This is a genomic window from Bdellovibrio sp., assembly GCF_036384735.1.
Classification (GTDB): Bacteria; Bdellovibrionota; Bdellovibrionia; order Bdellovibrionales; family Bdellovibrionaceae; genus Bdellovibrio.
The window spans coordinates 21,663-42,147 of sequence record NZ_DASVLT010000011.1; the positions used below are offsets into that span (position 1 = coordinate 21,663).

The 20,485-nt window shown below is 45.2% G+C and carries 19 protein-coding genes; 15 read left to right on the forward strand and 4 right to left on the reverse strand.

What is annotated here, in order from left to right; genetic code table 11:
- The first annotated feature begins 83 nt into the window (after window positions 1-83).
- From fabG to cyoE, 10 genes are all read left to right on the forward strand, one after another.
- A complete protein-coding gene (gene fabG, locus VF412_RS03980; protein WP_331337915.1) occupies window positions 84-833 on the forward strand; it encodes a 3-oxoacyl-ACP reductase FabG in 750 nt (249 codons plus the stop codon).
- Between the two features lie 68 nt (window positions 834-901).
- Window positions 902-1,891, forward strand: a complete 990-nt coding sequence (locus VF412_RS03985) for an alpha/beta hydrolase (protein WP_331337916.1) — start codon at window positions 902-904, stop codon at window positions 1,889-1,891.
- Window positions 1,891-2,667: an alpha/beta hydrolase gene (locus VF412_RS03990; RefSeq protein ID WP_331337917.1), complete on the forward strand. Its 777-nt coding sequence runs from the start codon at window positions 1,891-1,893 to the stop codon at window positions 2,665-2,667. The genes VF412_RS03985 and VF412_RS03990 overlap by 1 nt, the downstream gene beginning before the upstream one ends.
- Window positions 2,668-2,812: 145 nt before the next feature.
- Window positions 2,813-3,349: a cytochrome c gene (locus VF412_RS03995; RefSeq protein WP_331337918.1), complete on the forward strand. Its 537-nt coding sequence runs from the start codon at window positions 2,813-2,815 to the stop codon at window positions 3,347-3,349.
- 14 nt (window positions 3,350-3,363) lie between these two features.
- Window positions 3,364-4,242 carry an SCO family protein gene (locus VF412_RS04000; RefSeq protein WP_331337919.1) on the forward strand — a complete coding sequence of 293 codons (879 nt, stop codon included), beginning with the start codon at window positions 3,364-3,366 and terminating at the stop codon, window positions 4,240-4,242.
- Between the two features lie 6 nt (window positions 4,243-4,248).
- Entirely contained in the window at window positions 4,249-5,211 is a 963-nt protein-coding gene (gene coxB / locus VF412_RS04005; protein ID WP_331337920.1) for a cytochrome c oxidase subunit II, read from the forward strand.
- Window positions 5,212-5,223: 12 nt separating this feature from the next.
- Complete coding sequence (ctaD, locus tag VF412_RS04010) at window positions 5,224-6,834, forward strand: cytochrome c oxidase subunit I (RefSeq protein ID WP_331337921.1); 1,611 nt, start codon at window positions 5,224-5,226, stop codon at window positions 6,832-6,834.
- Entirely contained in the window at window positions 6,821-7,486 is a 666-nt protein-coding gene (locus VF412_RS04015; RefSeq protein WP_331337922.1) for a cytochrome c oxidase subunit 3 family protein, read from the forward strand. Before ctaD ends, VF412_RS04015 begins: the two co-directional genes overlap by 14 nt.
- A 2-nt stretch (window positions 7,487-7,488) precedes the next feature.
- Window positions 7,489-7,827, forward strand: coding sequence for a cytochrome C oxidase subunit IV family protein (locus VF412_RS04020; RefSeq protein ID WP_331337923.1), 339 nt, complete (start codon window positions 7,489-7,491; stop codon window positions 7,825-7,827).
- A gap of 4 nt (window positions 7,828-7,831) precedes the next feature.
- The gene (gene cyoE / locus VF412_RS04025; protein ID WP_331337924.1) at window positions 7,832-8,710 is read left to right on the forward strand and encodes a heme o synthase; all 879 of its coding nucleotides are present in this window, start codon (window positions 7,832-7,834) and stop codon (window positions 8,708-8,710) included.
- Window positions 8,711-8,727: 17 nt separating this feature from the next.
- Here the strand turns inward: cyoE and VF412_RS04030 are convergent, their stop codons facing one another.
- Window positions 8,728-8,883, reverse strand: a complete 156-nt coding sequence (locus VF412_RS04030; protein WP_331337925.1) for a hypothetical protein — start codon at window positions 8,881-8,883, stop codon at window positions 8,728-8,730.
- Window positions 8,884-8,940: 57 nt separating this feature from the next.
- Entirely contained in the window at window positions 8,941-9,603 is a 663-nt protein-coding gene (gene maiA / locus VF412_RS04035) for a maleylacetoacetate isomerase (RefSeq protein ID WP_331337926.1), read from the reverse strand.
- Window positions 9,604-9,756: 153 nt separating this feature from the next.
- Here maiA and VF412_RS04040 point away from each other — a divergent pair, with 153 nt between their 5' ends.
- The 3 genes from VF412_RS04040 to VF412_RS04050 are packed head-to-tail and all read left to right on the forward strand — an operon-like array spanning window position 9,757 to window position 12,002.
- Window positions 9,757-10,395 (forward strand): hypothetical protein, encoded by a 639-nt coding sequence (locus VF412_RS04040; protein WP_331337927.1) that lies wholly within the window; start codon window positions 9,757-9,759, stop codon window positions 10,393-10,395.
- 37 nt (window positions 10,396-10,432) lie between these two features.
- Window positions 10,433-11,008 carry an outer membrane beta-barrel protein gene (locus VF412_RS04045; RefSeq protein WP_331337928.1) on the forward strand — a complete coding sequence of 192 codons (576 nt, stop codon included), beginning with the start codon at window positions 10,433-10,435 and terminating at the stop codon, window positions 11,006-11,008.
- Window positions 11,009-11,021: 13 nt separating this feature from the next.
- Window positions 11,022-12,002, forward strand: coding sequence for a fumarylacetoacetate hydrolase family protein (locus VF412_RS04050; RefSeq protein WP_331337929.1), 981 nt, complete (start codon window positions 11,022-11,024; stop codon window positions 12,000-12,002).
- Between the two features lie 20 nt (window positions 12,003-12,022).
- Here the strand turns inward: VF412_RS04050 and VF412_RS04055 are convergent, their stop codons facing one another.
- Together VF412_RS04055 and VF412_RS04060 are read right to left on the reverse strand one after the other, a co-directional pair.
- On the reverse strand, window positions 12,023-12,574 hold the full coding sequence (locus tag VF412_RS04055; RefSeq protein ID WP_331337930.1) for a superoxide dismutase family protein: 552 nt from the start codon (window positions 12,572-12,574) through the stop codon (window positions 12,023-12,025).
- Window positions 12,575-12,634: 60 nt separating this feature from the next.
- Entirely contained in the window at window positions 12,635-12,757 is a 123-nt protein-coding gene (locus VF412_RS04060; protein ID WP_331337931.1) for a hypothetical protein, read from the reverse strand.
- Window positions 12,758-13,006: 249 nt separating this feature from the next.
- Between VF412_RS04060 and VF412_RS04065 the strand changes: the two genes are divergently transcribed.
- Both VF412_RS04065 and pbpC read left to right on the forward strand, forming a co-directional pair.
- Window positions 13,007-18,466, forward strand: a complete 5,460-nt coding sequence (locus VF412_RS04065) for an alpha-2-macroglobulin family protein (RefSeq protein ID WP_331337932.1) — start codon at window positions 13,007-13,009, stop codon at window positions 18,464-18,466.
- On the forward strand, window positions 18,448-20,481 hold the full coding sequence (gene pbpC, locus VF412_RS04070; RefSeq protein WP_331337933.1) for a penicillin-binding protein 1C: 2,034 nt from the start codon (window positions 18,448-18,450) through the stop codon (window positions 20,479-20,481). The genes VF412_RS04065 and pbpC overlap by 19 nt, the downstream gene beginning before the upstream one ends.
- Window positions 20,482-20,485: the final 4 nt, after the last annotated feature.

Here is a 20,485-nt window from a genome sequence, read left to right on the forward strand (position 1 = left end):
ACAGAGCATTTACTCTATCCTCAGAGCGAAAAAATGCGATTTCCTTTGACGGCGATAGGTAGAGCTGAGGTACGACATTCGACATGAACAACATTACTTTTAATTTCAAAAATAAAAATGCGATCGTTACTGGTGGTGCATCTGGTATCGGTTTTCAAATCACAAAATCTTTTCTAGAAGCAGGCGGCAACGTTTCTGTTTGGGATTTCTCTGAGCAAGGTTTGGCAACTGCCAAAGCAGAATTCGCTCAATACGCTTCTCAAATTCACTTTGCGCAAGTGAACGTTGGCGACCGTGATTCTGTAGCGAAAGCAGCAGCTTCTTTGCCATGGGCTGTAGATATCCTTGTAAATAATGCTGGCATCACTCGCGATAAGTCCTTTGCGAAAATGGGCCCTGAAGAATGGGATGCAGTTATCAACACAAACTTGACTGGTTTGTTTAACGTTACAAAGTCTTTGTTAGAAAAATTTAACGCATCATCTGCTCATAAACGTATTATCAGCATCTCCTCAGTTGTTGGATTGTATGGAAACTTTGGTCAGCTTAACTACGCAGCAGCAAAAGCGGGCGTTATCGGTATGACTAAAACTTGGGGTAAAGAATTGGGTCGTAAAGGCTTTACAGCCAATGCGATCGCTCCAGGCTTCATTGCAACAGCTATGACGAAGGCAATGCCTAAAGAAGTCCTAGAAGGTATGGCAGCTAAAGTTCCTGTTGTGCGCCTAGGCGAAGTTGAAGATATTGCTAATGCTGTTTTGTTCTTGGCAAGTGAACAGGCTTCTTATATCAACGGCGCTACATTGAGCGTCGATGGTGGCATTGTTCTATAGTAGAACGACAGCACTAGTAAAATTGCGACGTCGGTAAGGCAGAAAGCTCTTCTAAAAGGGGGATTTTTATGAAGGCATTTATTTCGGTTCTTACGATCCTGGTTTCTTTCTGTTCCATTGCGAACGCTAGAAATTTCAAAGGCTTCGTCGCAGTCAGCAATCAACGCAGTCTTTACGTAGACTATGTTGAGGCAAAACCTGGAATGCCAACAGTGATCCTTTTAAATGGGCTCACTTATACCACATTGCAGTTTGAGGCGTTTACTCAGCCACTTCTTGCAAAAGGTATCGGCGTTCTTCGTTACGATCCCTACGGAATGGGGCAAACTCTTTTGAAGTATGCTCCCATCCTTGCGGTGATTCCAATCGAAGACCAAGTTAACGATTTGGAAGCACTTCTTCTTACTATGAATATTAAAGGCCCTTATAATTTAGCTGGGCTATCTTACGGCGGCGGCTTGGCTGCGGCTTTTGCCGCCGCTTATCCAGAACAAATGAATAAGATGATTATGATGTCTCCGTTCACGCGTCCCCTGGATAGCCAGGATTCTTGGATTAAGGCGCAAGTGACAGCGACTCGCTGGATGTTCCCTTACAATCAATATTCTGATGACGATTTGTATGATTACTATCTTCATCAAATCGTTTACGCGACTTATCCGTCTGCGGAACCGATCGTGTTGGAAAACCCGTTCAAGCTTGAGGCGGTTTTCCGTTTGGCTCAAGGAATTCGTCATTTTAGCGCTGAAAACGTAACGTCATCTATTCCTGCGGGTGCTTTGCACTTGATGCAAGCTCGCCAGGATCAATATATTCCGCAAAATGTTTTTCAAGACTACTGGGATAAAGTTCCTGCAGCCTCTCGCGCAAGTCGTTTGTTCGTGAATGGTTCTGAGCACAAAATGGTTGAGGCGGTTCCTTTGTTCACGTCAGGCTGGGTTTATGAAATTCTTATGAATAATCCAAAACTTTCCGGCGGTCAGGCTTACGAGGGCTATCCAACTTTGGGTAATGCCGTGAACACGAACGACGGATCTGTAATAAAGGTTGTCGAATAATGATCAACTACGAAGTCGTTGAAGGTGTTGTCCCGGAAGATGTTCTGTTTATTCACGGAAATCTAGCTTCGAATCGTTGGTGGTATCCTGCTGCTGACGTTTGGAAGAAAAATGCTGCTGGGAAGAACCTCAAAGGGGCTTTGATCTTTGCCGAATTCCGCGGTTGCGGAAAAAGCTCAGCACCTAAAGACTCTAGCGAAGTGAATATGCATCTCTTCGCTGACGACTTCATCGCTCTAGCAAAAAAATTGAATCGTGGGCCATTGCATCTAGTTGGTCACTCCACCGGGGGCTTAGTTGCTGCTTTGATGCTTGCTAAAGAGCCGACGCTTTTCAAAAAAGCAGTTTTGCTTGATCCAGTTGGTGCACAAGGGGTGACATTCGACAAATCGATGATCGCCGCCTTTGAGCAAATGAAAGCTGATAAGAATCTTACAGGTATCGTGATCGGATCTACGATTCATAATAATAATCCGAATAGCGACTTCTTTAAAAATGTGCTTGTTGAAGACGCATTCCATTCGGTCAAAGCCGTTGGTCACTGGGTGCTTGAGGCCCTTGATGGGCTTGATGTTCGTGAAGAATTGAAGCATGTGAAAAACGAAGTTTTAGTTCTTCATGGTGAGCACGACAAACTTCTTCCGCAGGAAGATTCCGAAGCTCTGTCTCGACTATTTTCGCGAGGAAAATTTCAAATCGTTGAGGGGCAGGGACATTGTTCTAACGTTGAAGCTCCCGAAAAATTCGTGAACATCACGAGCAATTTCCTTTTCTAAGCCGCCAGTCTTTTGCGCCGCAATAAAAGTATCTCGTCGAGGTGAGGTGTAATTTGTTGCGGTCCCTAGGGTTTTCCGGTAGTTATCGAACATTATTACAATACTGTGACAAAACTATTTTGCATCCCCTTGGGAGTGTTGGCCTATGTCTGAAAATAGAGATTTTTATAATCGCGGTGGTATGCTTGCGTTCGCCTTTTCAATGGTGTTCGTATTCGCATTCTTCTTCTACATCGTTGTGGTAAACAAGGGTGTGGATTTGGGTGAAAACGTTGTTGATCCCAATGCTCAGTCAGCAGTGGCTGCCGGTCCTGCTTTCGACATCAACACTGTGAAAGAACCATGGGTTTCTTCTCCTGAGCTAGTAACATACGGTCATAAATTCTTTAAAACGAACTGTGCTATGTGCCACGGCGACGAAGGTAAAGGCGATGGCCCTGCGGGTATGGCTTTGAATCCTCGTCCTCGTAACTTTGTCGAAGGTAAGTGGACTCAAGGTGAGGGTATCATCGCTCACTTCAAAGTTTTGCAACACGGTATCCCTGGTTCTTCAATGGCGTCTTTCGCACATTTCAAACCAGCTGATCGTTGGGCAGTTCTTCAGTTCATTGAATCGATCACAAATAATAAATCAAAAGACGATCCTGTTAAAGTTGCTGAGTTTGCGAAAACTGCGCAGTAATTAGGAAGTTAGAAATGTTTAAAAACAAACTTGTTTTGAAAACAAAAACAACGGGAACAGCTCTGTTTGCAGCTGTTTTTCTCGTTTTGTTTTCAGGTCAGGTGAGTCGCGCTTACAACGGTCCCGATGCGGGATTATCTGCTGATCAAAAAGCACCCGAGCTTCAAGGCGTTGGCATTGATGAAAAGCTTGGTAAGAAAATCGATTTCAATACTAAGTTCAAAGACGAAAGCGGAAAAGAAGTTACGTTGGGTTCTTACTTTGATGGTAAACATCCGGTGATTATCTCTCCTGTGTATTTTGCTTGTCCTGGTCTTTGCAACTTCCATCTTAACGGTTTGACTGATGCTCTTAAAGCCATGGACAAAGAATGGACTGTGGGCAAGAAGTATAAAGTCTTGTCGGTAAGTTTTGATTCTCGTGAAACTCCGGATCTCGCGGCTCACAAAAAAGATACTTATATCAAATTGTATGGTCGTCCTGAAGCTGCCGACTCTTGGCACTTCTTAACAGGCAATGAAACTGCGGTTAAGGCGATTACTAGTGATCTTGGTTTTAAATTCAGATGGGATGAACAATCTAAAGAATGGGCTCACGCATCGGCTGCGGTGGTGATCTCTCCGGATGGAACGATCTCTCGTTACCTTCCTGGAATTATGTTCAATCCTCAAGATGTTAAGATTGCACTTAACGAAGCGACAGCGGGCAAAATTGGCACGTTCGTCGACACCTTAGTGCTGTATTGTTTTAAGTATGACCCAAAACAGAGCAAGTTTGTGCTCGCTGCCGTTCAAATTATGAAACTGGGTGGCGCATTAGCTGTTCTGTTGATGGTTTTATGGTTATTGCCGATTTACATTCGCTCACGCAGAGCTAAGTCGGCGGGGAGATAAAGGTACATGATGTGGTTTAATTTAGCGAAGGCCCAATCCTTCATGCCAACAGAAGGGACCGAGATTGCCAAGCAGGTGGACAATCTTTACGGTTTCTTGCTGATTACAAGTTTCATCGCCTGCGTGCTCGTTATCGGCGGCATGATTTATTTCGTTTATAAATATAAACGTAAATCAGACAACGATAAGACAGCATACATCTCTCACAATACGGCTTTGGAATTCTTGTGGTCATTCATTCCACTTGTGATCTTCCTCGCAGTATTCGCATGGGGTTGGTACATCTACCACGGCATGAGAACTATGCCGAAAGATGCTCTAGAGATTAACGTTCTTGGTAAACAATGGGCTTGGGAAATCGAATACAAAAACGGTTACAAAGCTGTGAACGAAGTTGTCGTGCCAATTAATACGAATGTTAAACTTCTTCTGACTTCTCAAGACGTTATCCACTCATTCTTCGTACCAAGCTTCCGTATGAAACAAGATGCGGTTCCAGGTCGTTACACGGCTTTGTGGTTCAACGCTACGAAGTTGGGTGAGTTCCACATCTTCTGTGCTGAGTACTGCGGTACTTCTCACTCGGGCATGATCGGAAAGTTGCGTGTTGTGACTCAAGAAGAGTTCAATAAGTACATGGAAGAAGGCCAAGAAGAAGGTCAATTGCCACTAGCTAAACGTGGTGAAAAACTTTTCCAATTGAAGGCTTGTGCATCTTGCCACTCTGTTGACAATCCTGCAGTCAAAGTGGGTCCTTCATTGTTCAAGAAATTCGGAACTGAAGAAACTCTTGAAGGCGGCGTGAAGATCATGGTTGACGAAAACTACGTTCGTGAATCGATTCTTCAACCTAACGCTAAAATTGTGAACGGGTTCCCTCACGGCGTTATGCCGACGTTCCAAGGTCAAATTAACGAAAACGAGCTTAACGCACTTGTCGAGTACGTTAAAAGCTTGAGTGGTAAATAAGGAGAGTAGCTAATGGGAAATCATTCATCAGCTGCCGGCGAAAATTATTTGAATCATGAAAAAGGTTTGTGGTCTTGGTTAACAACTGTCGATCACAAACGTATTGGTCTTATGTACATGATCACCGTGATGACGTTCTTCTTCATCGGCGGTATTATGGCCCTTCTTCTTCGTTTGGAGCTTTTTGCACCAAACACAGTTCAAGGTGTTGGCCAAGTTCTGAAAAGCGGTGACGTATACAACCAAGTGCTGACTTATCACGGTGCGATCATGGTCTTCATGGTTATCGTTCCTGGTATCCCAGCGATCCTTGGTAACTTCTTCCTTCCAATTCACATTGGTGCGAAAGACGTGGCATTCCCTAAGATCAACCTTCTAAGCTGGTACTGCTTCATGGCGGGTGCGGCTTTGGCGATCGCAACGTTCTTCACTCACAAAATTGATACGGGTTGGACGTTCTACACTCCTTACTCAATCCGCACTGGTACATCGACTGTATTGATGGTTCTTGGAGCCTTCATTATGGGTATGTCCTCTGTATTGACAGGTTTGAACTTCATCGTGACTGTTCACAAATTGAGAGCTCCGGGCATGACAATGCATCGTATGCCTTTGTTTGTTTGGGCGCTTTACTCAACAGCGATCCTTCAAATGTTGGCGACTCCAGTTTTGGCGATCACACTTTTGTTGTTGGCTGCAGAGAAAATCTTCGGTGTTGGTATCTTCGATCCTAAACTTGGCGGTGACCCGGTATTGTTCCAGCATTTCTTCTGGTTCTATTCGCATCCTGCGGTTTACATCATGATCCTTCCAGCGATGGGTATCGTTTCTGAACTTTTGACAGCGTTCTCTCGCAAAGTCATCTTCGGTTACACAGCGATTGCTTACTCTTCACTAGGTATCGCAGCGGTTTCCTTCTTCGTTTGGGGTCACCACATGTTCGTATCTGGTCAATCAGCTACGGCAGGTATCATCTTCTCGTTCATCACGATGCTTGTGGGTGTTCCTACTGCGATCAAGATGTTCAACTGGTGTGCGACTCTTTATAAAGGTTCGATTCGTTTTGATTCCCCGATGTTGTTCGCATTGGGCTTCATGTTCTTGTTCGCCATCGGTGGTGTGACGGGTATCATGTTGGCGGTTCTTCCGATCGACGTTCACTTCCATGATACTTACTTCGTGGTGGCTCACTTCCACTATGTGATGGTGGGTGGTACATTGATGGCGTTGATGGGTGGTTTTTACTACTGGTTCCCGAAAATGTTCGGGAAGATGTTTAATGAATCACTAGCTCGCTTGTCTTTCGTCTTCATCTTCATCGGTTTCAACGTGACGTTCTTCCCTCAATTCGTATTGGGTGCGATGGGTATGCCACGTCGTTATTTCGACTACATTCCTGCATACGAAACTTTGAATAAAATTTCGACTGTAGGTTCGTGGTTGATCCTGACTGGATTCTTGATCGGTCTATATACAATCGTTCAAGGTATCAGAAAAGGCGAGAAGGCTCCGATGAACCCTTGGGGTGCTAAAACCCTTGAGTGGCAAACGTCTTCTCCACCTCCTCACTTTAACTTCGATGTTGAACCAGTAGTAACTGCGGGGCCTTATGAGTACAGATAGCACAACAGCACATCCACATTCAGCTCATGTGTCTCATCACTTTAAAGATGCGACACAAGAGTACGACAGCGGTAAGCAAGGTATTTGGTTGTTCATGGTTACCGAGATTCTTATGTTCGGTGCCATCTTGATCGGCTACGGTATCTTCCATCTTATCTATCCAGCGATGTTCGCGGAAGGTGCGAAAGAGCTTGATTGGAGATTGGGTTTCGTCAACACGCTCGTGTTGATCTTCTCTTCTTTCACAATGGCGATTTCAATCCAGTTGATCCAACGTAATAAAACGAAGCAAGCGGCGATCGCGATGGCGACGACGATTCTTTGCGGTGCGATCTTCATGGTTATCAAGTACTTCGAGTGGACACATAAATTCCACTTAGGCTTCTACCCAGGTCGTTACCTTGACGTTGCGCAAACTCACGCAGAACATGCGAACCTTGGTATGTACTTCGGTTTCTATTACTGCATGACAGGTCTTCACGGTCTTCACGTGTTGATCGGTATGGGTTTGATCACTTGGTTGTTGATCAGAACGATTCGCGGTGATTTCCACTCCCAATACTGGATCCCAGTAGAAGGTATTGGTATCTTCTGGCATATCGTCGATTTGATCTGGATCTTCCTATTCCCTCTTCTTTATTTGGTGGGTTAATCATGGCTAGCAATAATCATAAACACGATCCAAACGTTCTTCATCCGCATATTTCTCCAACTTCAATGTACGTGAAGGTGGCAGCGACGTTGTTCGCGTTGACAGTTTTGACGGTTGTCGCTCACCACTTCCACGAAGTATTGGGAGTTTTGGCAGCGCCTATCGCATTCTTGATCGCCGCTATTAAAGCGACGTTCGTATTATTGTACTTCATGCACTTGAAGGACGATAACAATATGAACCGCGTGATCTTTGCGTCTGGTTTCTTCTTCTTACTAGTTCTTCTCTTCTTCAGCGCTATCGATATTTGGACTCGCGTTGTAGAGGTAAGTCCTCTTTAGGCCCGTGCTCAAAGTATACGGTGACCTTACCAAGTTTGGCATAGTCGTGTTCTCGGTCCTTGCGGGCCTTGCCGGCTATGCCACCGGTTTTCAAATCGAGCATTCCTTTGACTGGAAAATCTTTCTTGAAACATTGCTAGGGATTTACTTTCTTAGTTCTGGTTCTTTGGCTTTGAACCAAGTTCAAGACTGGAAGCTCGATGCAAAGATGCCTCGTACGGCAAAACGCCCGATCCCTTCTGGAAAAATCAAACCTGCAGCTGCGGGAATTCTTTCAGTCGCTTTCATTTTTGTGGGCTTGAATTTGCTTTTCGAAATTGAACCTGTTGCGGGTTGGGTAGGGCTTGCTTGTGTGGTTTTCTACAACGGTCCCTACACATTATACCTAAAACGCCAGTGGGCTTACGCTGCGGTTCCGGGTGCACTTCCAGGTGCGTTGCCTGTGACGATTGGTTATGCGGCGGCAAATCCTGATATCTTTAATTCAGAGTCTTTGTATCTGTTCCTGATTATGTTCTTGTGGCAAATGCCGCACTTCTGGGTTTTGGCGATTCGCTATAAGGACGATTACGCTGCGGGTGGAATTCCAACTTTGCCAGTAGCGAAGGGGATTCCAAAAACTCTGTATCAAATCGCCATGTATACATTCGCTTATGTGGGTGTTGCTTTGGCGGCTCCATTGTTCGTGCATGCTAGCTGGCTTTACGTTTTGTTGACGATTCCTTTTGTCTTCAAGGTGATGCAAGAATGTCATCGCTATTACAAATCCAACGGTACTGAGCGATGGATGGCATTCTTTATGTGGTTGAACGTTAGTATGCTTGTCTTCATCGTGATTCCGGTGATCGACAAATGGAACTTCCTTTTCATCTCTAGTAATTAAGGCGACCGGAATGGCTTTTAGGAGGCAGGGCTTTGCAGAAATCCTTGCACTTCGTCGGCGCGCCATCCGGGCTCAGTTGTCGCCGCAGCTTTGCTGCGGTTCGCGCCATCGTGGCGCCGACAAAGGCCGTCTTCGGCAAAGCTTTCTGCAAAGCCCTGCCTCCTACAAGCCATTCCTTACTCCATCTTTTTCGACAAATTCAGAGCTGCATGTTTGATGTGACTGACTGTTTAATCTTTGGCGCGTAGTTCTTCTGGGGTGTCGATTTGGCGGCTGAAGTGGGCTTTCTTGAAGTGCGGGTTCTTGTCGCAGTTTGCGAAGATCTTCATGATTGTTGGGTACGGAGTTAGATCTACCTTGAAGCGTTGGCAGGTGATGATTTGCGGATATAAAAAGATATCGGCCATTGTTACTTGATCGCCTACGCAATAAGTTCCAGCAATTTCCGGCAAGACTTTTTCTAGTGCTGTCAGGCCTTGTCCGATCCAGCGATGGAACCATTCGTTTTTTTGTTCTTCTGAGAATCCGTAATCTTTTGTTAAAGCCTTCGTGATTTTCAAATTGCCATAAGGATGCATCGACGAGTTTACGATCTCGCAGATCTGGCGCATGCGAGCTTTTAAGTAAGCATCTTTTGGTTGCAAAGGGGGCTCTGGACGAATGTCTTCCAAATACCAAAGAATTGCTGCCGAGTCGGGAATGACCTTGCCGTCGTGAACTAGTGTTGGAATTCCCTGCATGGGATTTAGCTTCTGATACTCTTCAGAGTGCTGTTCGTCCTTCAAAAGATTAATGGCTTTGTAGTCGAACTCGATACCTTTGATGTTCAAAGCTACACGGGCACGGAAAGATGTTGAGCTTCGAAAATAGTTGTAAAGTACAAAAGAGGACATATACACTGACTCCTGTTGGTTTGAGCATTTCATTCCCCTTTCCAAACTCAGTCAAAGGACTTTTCTATGCCAAGTAGATTTATCTTTTCACTGCGCTTTTCATCAAAAGTGTTTGTTAAGCTATTGAAGTTATCTTTAGCCATGATTTTCTTCATGAGCTTATTCCGTTTGAATTTGTTTTTCTTGAACGTCTACTATGTGTTGCCAGAATTAAATCCAGGCGAAATCATACAATCGTTTATTGCGGGCATTCGTTTTGACATTTTGATTTTTGGTTTCTTTTTTATTCCGGTTTATTTGCTACTGTTGATTCAAGCAGCCTTTGAGAAATGGCCGCGCAGTTTGTATTTCGTTTACAAAACTTACTTCGGCCTTATCTGGATTTTGATTTGCGCTTTAAATTACGTCGATTTCTTTTTCTTTGTCCATCATGGCAAACGCATGCGTTTTGCAGAGTATGACGGTTGGAATTTTGAAACCTTGATTGAGCAGGCGAAAGCATTGCAGATTCATCAGGTGATTGTATTCACTATAGTGACTGTGGTTTTACTGGTGCTGGGTCACATGTTAATCAAAGCTTTGAATTTTGGTGATTGGAAGGACGAGTATTCTCCGCATCCGGCTCGTCGTGGCGAAGTCGCACTAAGAATCTTACTTCCCTTGGTCCTGATTTTCTTAGCCGCGCGAGGCACAGTAACTCCGCATCATTTGAATTTGGAGCACAGCGAGGTATCAAACAGCAAAGCTCTCAACGAAATGGCCCTGAATCCTATCTGGTGTTTTGATAAATAGTCCAAATTATGACAGACTTTCTCTCATGGAGGACGTTATGAAAAAACTGGTACTATCGGTTTTGTTGGCATTTGGATTTATTTCTTCGGCAGCTTTGGCAGCAGGTGATGCTGATTACGGTCTTGAAGTGGGTATTCGCTCTCAATCAGGCGACGCGAGTGGCGGAACCTCTTCAACAACATCTCAAACGGCAGTTCAATTCGGTGGCGTCGTTCATTTACCTATCTCTGGTAGTTGGTATCTCCGTACCGGAATGCTTTACACACAACGTCCATTGCAGGTGAAAGATGGTTCTGGTGTCGAAGACAAAATATCTATGAACTATCTCGATGTTCCAGTTGCAGTGATGTACAAATTCGAAGATTATGCAGGCGTTTTCGGAGGAGTTTCCTTGGGACTGAACTTGGATAAATCTTGTGATGCCCCAAATTGTGAAGTGAATGATGTAAAAACTCCGATCTTGCCATTCATTTTTGGTGCGAACTTTAAGTTTGCTCCGCAATTGGGTGCGACGATCTACTTCGAAAGTTATGGAGATACATTGGCTACAGTTCCTCCGTACACGATGAAAAACTATCGTGCGGTTGGCGCCAATTTGATGATCACTTTCTAGATAAGGTGTTTTTGTGAAGCTTGGGTCTTTGAAGTCAAAAGAAAGTCTTGATGGGGAGCTTTGTGTTATCAGCCGTGATTTGAAAATGGCTGTGAAGGTTCCACAGATCTCTGCGAATTTGCGTGAAGCTGTTGAAAAGTGGAACGACAAGGAATCGCAACTCAAGAAAGTTTATAACGATTTAAATGAAGGGAAGGCAACAGGTGCTTTCCCCGTGAAAGAGGAAGATTTTCATTCGGCATTACCAAGAACTTGGTTGTTTGCTGATGGTTCAGCCTTTATCTATCACGTAAAACTTGTACGCATGGCGCGTAAGGCTCCACTGCCGGAAACTTTGACGACCGTTCCTTTGATGTATCAAGGTGAATGTGGGCAGTTCCTGGCGCCAACCGAAGATATTCCTCAAAGAGATGTTTCTCATGGAACAGACTTCGAAGGCGAAGTGGGTGTGATCACAGACTTCGTTCCTATGGGTGTGAAGCCAGAAGAGGCACTAAAGCATATCAAACTTTTTGTTTTGATTAATGACGTTTCACTTCGTGGTTTGATTCCAGAAGAACTTGCTTCAGGTTTTGGCTTCTTCCAAAGTAAACCAGCTTCAGCATTGTCGCCGTTCACCGTGACTGAGGACGAATTAGGTTCCGCCTATAAAGAAGGTCGTATCCATTTGCCATTGAATGTTTCTTATAACGGAAAATTCTTTGGAAAAGCAAATGCAGGTGCGATGCACTTCCACTTTGGTCAATTGATTGCTCACGCGGCAAAGACTCGCAACTTAGCTGCGGGAACTGTGATTGGAAGCGGTACTGTTTCCAATGACGATCATTCTATGGGTTCCAGCTGTTTGGCTGAAGTTCGAATGATTGAGACGATCGAGCAGGGTGCGCCTAAAACTCCGTTTATGAAAGCCGGAGATACTGTTGAGATTCAGATGTTCAATGAAAAGGGCGAAAATATTTTCGGGAAGATCTCTCAAAAGGTGAAGGCTGTTTAGGCCTTCACCAATTTTTCTAACTACATAGCCTCGATCACGCCACACAATACGCGCGCGCCAGAGTTGCCAGCAGGTTGAGATTTCAAATCATCTTTACCTTTGTGCACGATAACTGATTTACCAACGATACCGTGAGGACCTGGACCTAGATCCAATCCTTCAGCCGTGATAGTCACAGTTGCCTTACCCTTTTTATCAACCATCAAGTTGCCAAGATCGCCAGCATGATGCTCATGACCAGTTGGACCACCGTGTTTTACGTGTTCAGGATTGAAGTGACCACCAGCTGCAGAGAAATCTTTGCCAGAGCAATCACCATTTTCGTGAATATGGAAGCCGTGAGGACCTGCTTTCAAGCCTTCAACCATAACTTCCATTTGCAATTTTCCACCACCAAGATCTGTGAAGTGGATCATGCCTTTTGCTTTGCCCTTAGCAGGTTTCAAAACTGCTTGAGCTTTTGTTGGAGCTGGCGGTGGAGGTGGAGCTACCGGTGCCGGTGGCGGAGTTGGTTTTTGCGCACAAGCGCCTAGAGCGATACTGACAAGGACTGCGGTTGCAAGTTTCTTCATGTAATCTCCTTCTTGCGTTTTTACATGAAAATTATCTTACTCCCCTAAACAGAGCTGTCACTATTGATTTAACGAGTGACGAAGAATTTCGACTGACAAGAATGTAATGACATAGAACATCAGGACCATGCGGCCGGTTCTAACTTTTTTTGCGAGGACTGCGGTGCTGGCTTGGACTGTCATATAAGCCTCCATTCCATAGTCAGTATCTCACGGCGGAGGACTCGGGGCCTAATCGATATTTTCTAACTCTACTATAGATTATTGTTATCGGGCATTTTCTCATTGGCGTCTCATCTTCTCACTTTGAAATGGTTCTTAAAAGGTTCAAAGACCGGCATCGAATCCCCTTCGTTTCGTCGTCTTGGAGCATTAAGAGATGACACCTTTGAAGGAGGCCGGGGAAGCTTAGATAACCACAAGGAGTTTTTCGTGCTAAGTCTTCTCGCTCTTTTCTTCGTTCTAAATTCTTATGCTCAAGAAAAAGTTCAGGTTCAAAGCTTCTTCCCACAAGGAACAGTGAAGTCCGTCGAGCAGATTCGTATTCAATTTGCGAAGCCCATGGTGAAATTAGGCGAATTCAACTTAGCGGCTCCCGCGCAGAGTTCTTGCTTTAAAGAGGGGCAAGGTCGTTGGATCGACACGCGCAACTGGGTTTTTGACTATACGAAGCCATTGCGCGGCGGAGTTGTCTGCGATGTGAAAGTACACGGACAAAGCTTTAGCTTTAATACGGGCGGGCCGCATATTTTGAATACTTTTCCTCGTGTGTATCAGCCCATCGATGGCGCGCAAAATTTTGTTCTTATTCTTGATGCCCCTGTGAAGAAGGAAAGTTTGGCGTCCGGGTACTTTGTGATTGAAGGCGTTGGCGATCAAATTCCTGTGAACATTGTTGAAGGGGCCGATTCCAAAAAAATTATCGAAGCGGCAAAAGAACAATACAAATATGAAAAAGATGCCTTCGAGGGTGAAGCGATCGTTATCAAGGCACAAAGAAATTTTCCCCCAGGTTCGAAGGTGACTTTGGTGTGGGGCAAAGGTGTGCAAAGTGTCTCTGGAAGCGCCTCGAAAGAGGATGAAACCTTCGAGTTCACAGTTGAACAGGCTTTCAAGGCGGAATTCAGCTGTGATCGTGAGGGTCCGACAAAGCCTTGCGTGCCTCTTTTGCCTCTGCATTTAACTTTTACCGCTCCGGTCGCGACATCGGATCTTCGCAAGATCGTGCTGGAATTGCCTAATGGGAAAAAGATCGCGCCGACAATGCGCGATTCTGATAGTGACCAGGATTTTAAAACATATGTTGAGTTCAAAGGTCCGTTTCCGGAAAACACCCAAATGAAGATCACGCTTCCTTCATCCATCAAAGACGACGGAGGACGCGAGCTGAGCAATAAATCTCAATTTCCGCTGCTGGTGAGAACGGGTGAAAACCCCGCTTTGCTAAAATTTGCCGCGAATTTTGGAATTATCGAAGCGGAGCCCAATGCCGCTATGGCCGTGACTTTGCGTCGTGTGGAAAAAAGTGTTGATACCAAGTTTGTGGGTTGGACTGGCAAATGGAATGCCGAAAAATTCGGCGAGCTTCTAAATGCTCTGAATGAAATTGAAAACAATCCAACAGGCGAGAAACCTTTTGCATCTTGGGGCACATCTCCACAAAAGAAGATTCAAATTCAAAAGCCTCTAGCACCTGCACAGACTGAAGTGATTGGAATTCCACTGAAAGAGACGGGCTTTTATGTAATCGAGATGGCAAGCCCTCTGTTAGGCCAAAGCCTTCTTGATAAAAAAGCGCCGTACTATGTTCGCACTGCAGCTCTTGTGACTAAGATGGCTGTGCATGTTAAATACAACGAGAATCAAGTGTGGGCTTGGGTCACAGATTTAAAGACGACGGCGCCAGTTGCCAATGCCAAAGTCAGTTTGTACGATGTGTTTGGACATAAACTTGTTGAAGGTATCACTGATCAGCAAGGTCTTATCAGTTTGAAAATTTCCACAAATATCGAGAAGCTTCCGCATCGCGAGTCATCATACTCTTCTTATGGCAGTGGGTTCTTTGCCGTGGCTGAAAAAGGCGATGACTTCACCTTTACGCATTCTATGTGGGATCGCGGAATAGAAAGTTGGCGCTATCAACTTTCTATTGGTGGCAGAGCAGAGCGTTTGATTGGACATGCCATTCTAGATCGCACTCTTCTAAAGCCAGAAGAGACAATGTCAGCGAAGATTCTTCTGCGCAAGCCTGACGCTCGTGGACTTGTGCTGCCAGCGGCAAATGATTGGCCGACGGATTTGGTTGTAACTCATGAGTCTGGAATGCAGTCCTTTAAGTTTCCCCTAAAGTGGGACAAAAAGGATGGAACAGCTCTGGTAAAATGGGAAATCCCGGCAGGCGTAAAGTTGGGACGTTGGACTTTACAATTGCAACGCAAAGAACCCGCAACATATCTCGACGTAGGAGATGTTCGAGTCGAGAATTTCCGTGTACCTCTTGTGCAAGTGCGTTTGCAGGCCGCTTCACCACAATTTGTTCAGCAAAGTACAGTGCCAGTGCAGATCAGCGGAAATTATTTCTCCGGAGGACCTGCAAGTCAGCTGTCTATGAAGGTTCGATGGAGTGTTGAGCCTGACTCGTTCTATGCCCAAGATGACGATCTTCAAGAGTATTCGTTTGCTAACGGGGGAGTGAAAGAGGGTCTCTTCCGGTCAGGCGAAGATGAAGTTGCTCGACATATCCCTCAATCCGGTGTGAAAGATGTAACTCTCGATAAAACCGGCGCTGTGAAAATTGATTTAGAAAAAATCAAGTATGCCCTGGGACCCCAGCGTCTTCGTGTTGAGGCAGAGTATAAAGATCCAAATGGAGAAATTCAAAGTGCGGTTCGCTCATTTGGATTATGGCCGTCTTCTCTGGTCTTAGGCATCAAAGCCAAAGGTTGGTCTGCCACAAAAGAGAAAGTTGAGTTCCAAGTCGCGGCGTTGGATCTACAGCAGAAGCCTGTGAAAAACCAAGATGTGGCGGTGAATTTATATACAAGTCGCTATTACTCTCATCGTAAACGCTTGGTCGGTGGATTTTATTCTTATGACTCTTTCGAAGAAGTGAAAAAAATTGGCGAGCTTTGCCATGGCACCACTGACAGTCACGGGGAGTTCAACTGCATAGGAAAATCTTCTTACGCCGGTTCTGTGATAGCTGTCGTTTCTGCAAAAGACTCTAAGGGCAATCAAAGCTTTGCAAACGTTCATCAATGGATTATCGCACCTGGTGAAAACCAATGGTTTGGATCGGATGATAATGATCGTACTGATTTGATTCCGTTTAAAAAGAATTATGAGCCCGGCGAAACGGCAGAGCTGCAGTTGCGCACGCCGTTCCCTGAATCGAGAGTTCTGGTCACGGTAGAGCGTGAATCCGTTTTGCATACGGAGGTTATCGAAGTGAAAAGCGATAAACCCGTGATTAAGATTCCGATTAAAAAAGAATATGCTCCCAATGTGGTGATTTCTGCCTTCGCAATTCGTGGTCGCTTAGGACAACCTCAGCCAACGGCCTTAGTGGATTTGGGAAAGCCTGCCTTCAAGCTTGGTATGACCGAGATCAAAGTCGGCTGGAGAGAAAACACCCTGAAGGTTCATGTTGTCAGTGACAAGAAAGTTTACAAAGCGAGAGAGACTGCAAAGGTTCAAGTGAATGTCGTGGATTCATCCGGGAAGCCAGCATCCTCGGGCGAAGTGGCCCTGGTTGCCGTAGATGAGGGACTGCTCGAGCTTCGTGACAACAGTTCTTGGGATTTGCTGTCGGCGATGATGCAACTTCATCCCTTCAATATTCGCACAGCAACGGCACAGACACTTATTGTCGGAAAAAGACATTTCGGATTGAAGGCCTTGCCAATAGGCGGAGATGGACGTGGAGGATTGACCCGCGAGTTGTTTGACACCCTTCTTTACTGGAATCCTCGAGTGAAACTCGACAAGCAAGGCAAAGCGAATATTGAGTTTAAGTTAAACGATTCAACAACAAGCTTCCGAATCGTAGCCATCGCTCAACAGCGCGCCGATCAATTTGGAACGGGATGGACGTCCATTCAATCAACACAAGATCTTATGATCTTGCCGGGAATTGCAAGTGTCGCTCGTGAGGGCGATGAGTTTAGTGCTGGCTTCACCGTTCGCAACTCGACAAGTGAATCCAAGGAAGTAAATGTGACATTGTCGACGAATCTTCCGGGTCAGAGCTTTGAACCACAGAAGATTAAACTTGAAGGCGGAGCTTCAAAAGAAATCTCGTGGAAAATAAAATCGACAGGTGTTTCGAATATTGAATACCTGCTAACAGCCAGGGACTCTCAAGGACACAGACTGGATGAGATCAAAAAATCTCAAAAAGTTTTATCTTTGCGTGAAGCCCGTATTTATCAAAGTGAGTTCGGTCAGTGGCCAACATTTAAAGAGGTCGCCGTTAAAGAGCCGGTAGGATCCGAGAAGGGGAAAAGTTTTATTCTTGTAGAAGCTGCGGCCTCTTTGGGAGATTCCTCCAGCGGTATTAAAGATTTCTGGCAGAACTATCAGTACAACTGTCTTGAACAGCAAGTGTCTCGAGCCGTCAGCCTTCACGATGCGGCTTTATGGAGTAAGATCGAAGGAAAGCTAGGAACGTACATGGATGATCGTGGTCTTCTGCGTTTCTTCCCAGAGGGTGGTCAGGGAAGCATCTCGTTGACATCATATATTGTCAGTATCGCCAACGAGGCGGGTTTCTCGTTGAGCGAAGAACACGAAGCGAAATTGCTGGAAGCTCTGTCGTCCTATGCTGAGGGTCGCCTGAAAGAGCCATCTGAGTCAGGACGTGTTGACGAAGTTCTTAAGAAAATCTCGGTCTTTGAGGCGCTATCTCGCCATCGTCGTCTGAATATAGATTTATTAACGACCATCAACTTTCAAGGAAATCAGTGGCCTTTAAGCACTCTGGTGGAATGGTACGAGATTTTGATGTGGGAAAAGAATATTCCGCAAAGAGCTCAAAAGCTGGCCCAGACAGAGACTCTCTTGAGAAATAAATTTTATTTCTCTGCCAGAAAGCTTCAATTGAAGGAAGAAAGTTTAGACATGATGTCGTGGCTTATGCGGGATGCTGATGGTGCGACTTTGCGCTTATTGCTTGCGACAATGAAAGAGCCATCTTGGAAATCCGATGCGCCTCGAATGATGCAAGGGGCGTTGGCTCGCCAGCATGAAGGCTCATGGTTATTAACTACATCGAATGCTTGGGGACGATTGGCACTGGAACGTTTCGATGAAACATTCCAAAAAGAAAAAGTGACCGGTCAGTTCCAGGCCTCCCTGGATAAGCAAGAGCAGAAAGGCCACTGGACATCATCGAAGGCGATCTCCTTTACCTTCCCTTGGAATCATGAAGAGAAAAAAATCGCGATGATTCAAGAGGGAACAGGTAAGCCTTGGATTACGGTTTCCGCAAAGGCAGCTATTCCTGTAGTAAAACCTATCTTCGCTGGATTTAGCGTCGAAAAAACAATCGCTCCTGTTGAGCAAAAAGAGAAAGGTCACTGGCATGTCGGTGACACAGCGAAAGTACAGTTAAAAGTAAAAGGTCAATCGGCGCAAACATGGGTTGTCGTCGAAGATCCAATTCCCGCGGGATCAACTGTCGTGACCGCCACTTATGCAACCGCCGTGGAAAGAAAAGCGGAGCTTGTTCGTTTTTATCAAGATTGGTTTCCACAGGGTGAACAGATTTTCGAATACACCGTAAGATTTAACCAAGCGGGCACGTTCAAGCTTCCGTCATCGCGTATTGAAGCAATGTACAGTCCAGATACTTTTGCAGAACTTCCTGAAAGCACATGGCAGGTTCAGCAATGAAGAAGCACATTCTGAGCGCTTTGATTGCAATCGCATTGGCTAGTGGCAGCTTTCTAGTTGCCACGACGCCTTCTATTCCGAACTTCGAGGTAATAAAATCAGCTCATCAAAGTTCAGATCTTATTTTATTGGATCGAAATGGACAGCTTTTACATCAATGGCGTCAGGATAAAAAAACACGCACCTTTGCGTGGGTTTCTCTGAAAGAAATCTCGTCGACGTTTGTTCCGGCCTTACTTAAATCTGAAGACAAAAATTTCTTTAGACATTCGGGTGTTGATGTACGCGCGATCTTGGCGTCTTTGTACCAGAGACTCTTTAAAAATTCATCTCGTGGCGCTAGTACAATATCAATGCAGGTTGTGAAGTTATCCATGCCGGATACAAAATGGCGTGGAGTCATTGGAAAGATTCGACAGGTCATTGCCGCTGTAAAAATGGAGCGCGATTGGACCAAAGAGGAAATCCTTGAAAGCTATGTAAACTTGGCCCCTTTTCGAGGGGAGTATCGCGGATTGTCTGCAGCATCGTGGGCTTTATTTGGAAAATCTCCGTGGGGATTGACGCAAAAGGAATCAACTTTGCTGGCGGTGCTTTTAAGGTCTCCGAATGCGGCAGAAAAGGAATGGGCAGCTAGAGCTTGTTGGCAAGAACCGTCTTTGTGCAAAGACTTTGCTCGTTTGATCGCCCAATCGACAATGAATCTGGGATTGTTTCCTCAAGAGGGCCGGAGTGCTTTGCATCTGGCTCAGCGGCTCTCGCAGAGTCATAGGGTCGGACCTTTGCAAACGACAATTGATCTAAATTTGCAAAAATATATTCAGCAAACGGTCAACGGACAGATTCAAGGGTTGATAGATCAAAATGTTCACGATGCGGCAGTGATTGTTCTGGAAAATAAAACAGGGCAAGTATGGGCTTATGTTGGTGGTAGCGGCGGGGCACTTTCCAGTGCTCCATACGTTGATGGAATTCAGTCGTACCGTCAGGCGGGATCTACCCTAAAACCCTTTTTATATGCGACAGCTTTCGAGAAAAATATTTTAAAACCAGATTCGTGGATTGAAGACTCTGCGGTAGATATAGTATTTGATCGCGGCGTTTATAAACCACAAAATCACGATCATACGTTTTATGGTTGGGTTCGTGCGAAAACGGCGTTGGCTTCTTCGTTGAACGTACCTGCAGTCAAGGTTTTTAAACTTCTGAATGATACGTCATTTTGGAACAAGTTGCAGGGCTTGCATTTTAAAAATCTTCAAGAGCCTGACTTCTATGGACCCGCTTTAACATTAGGTGTTGCCGATGTGACGTTGGAAGATCTGACCCAAGCTTATCGTACTTTGGCTCGGGGGGGAGTGTGGTCGCCTTTGCAGTTTACTCAAAAAAAATCAGAGGTTTCTGATGAGAGAATATTTAGTGAAGAGGTGAGCCAAGAAATCACTTCTATTCTTTCGTCTAAGGAAAATCGTGCTTTGGGTTTTGGTATGGACTCTACCTTGTCGTTGTCGAGTGATGCCGCAGTGAAGACCGGTACTAGCAAAGATATGCGTGATAATTGGTGTGTGGGGTATAATGATCGCTTCACAGTGGGTGTATGGGTTGGCAACTTTAGCGGCCAGCCTATGTGGAATGTGATGGGAATCACAGGGGCAGGCCCGATTTGGAGTCAGGTGATGACGTGGCTTCAAGATCATTATCCCTCGCCAGGATTTAACTTGAATCTTGCCAGAACAAATAAAAATTCCAGTCCGAAAGCTTATCCTCAGGTAAGAATTTTATATCCACAAGATGGGATGGTCTTGGCTGTGGATCCTGCGATTCCTCTAAGCAATCAGAAAATGCCGCTACTTGCTGAAGGGGAAAAAAAGGAAAAATTCTCGTGGAGAATTAATGGAAAGAAATTGGTATCTGCAAAGGATCCCTATCTATGGACACCAACTCCTGGACATCACATCTTCGAACTTCTGAGCGGAAAGATTGCCACCCAGAAAGTCGAAGTGATCGTTAAGTGACCGA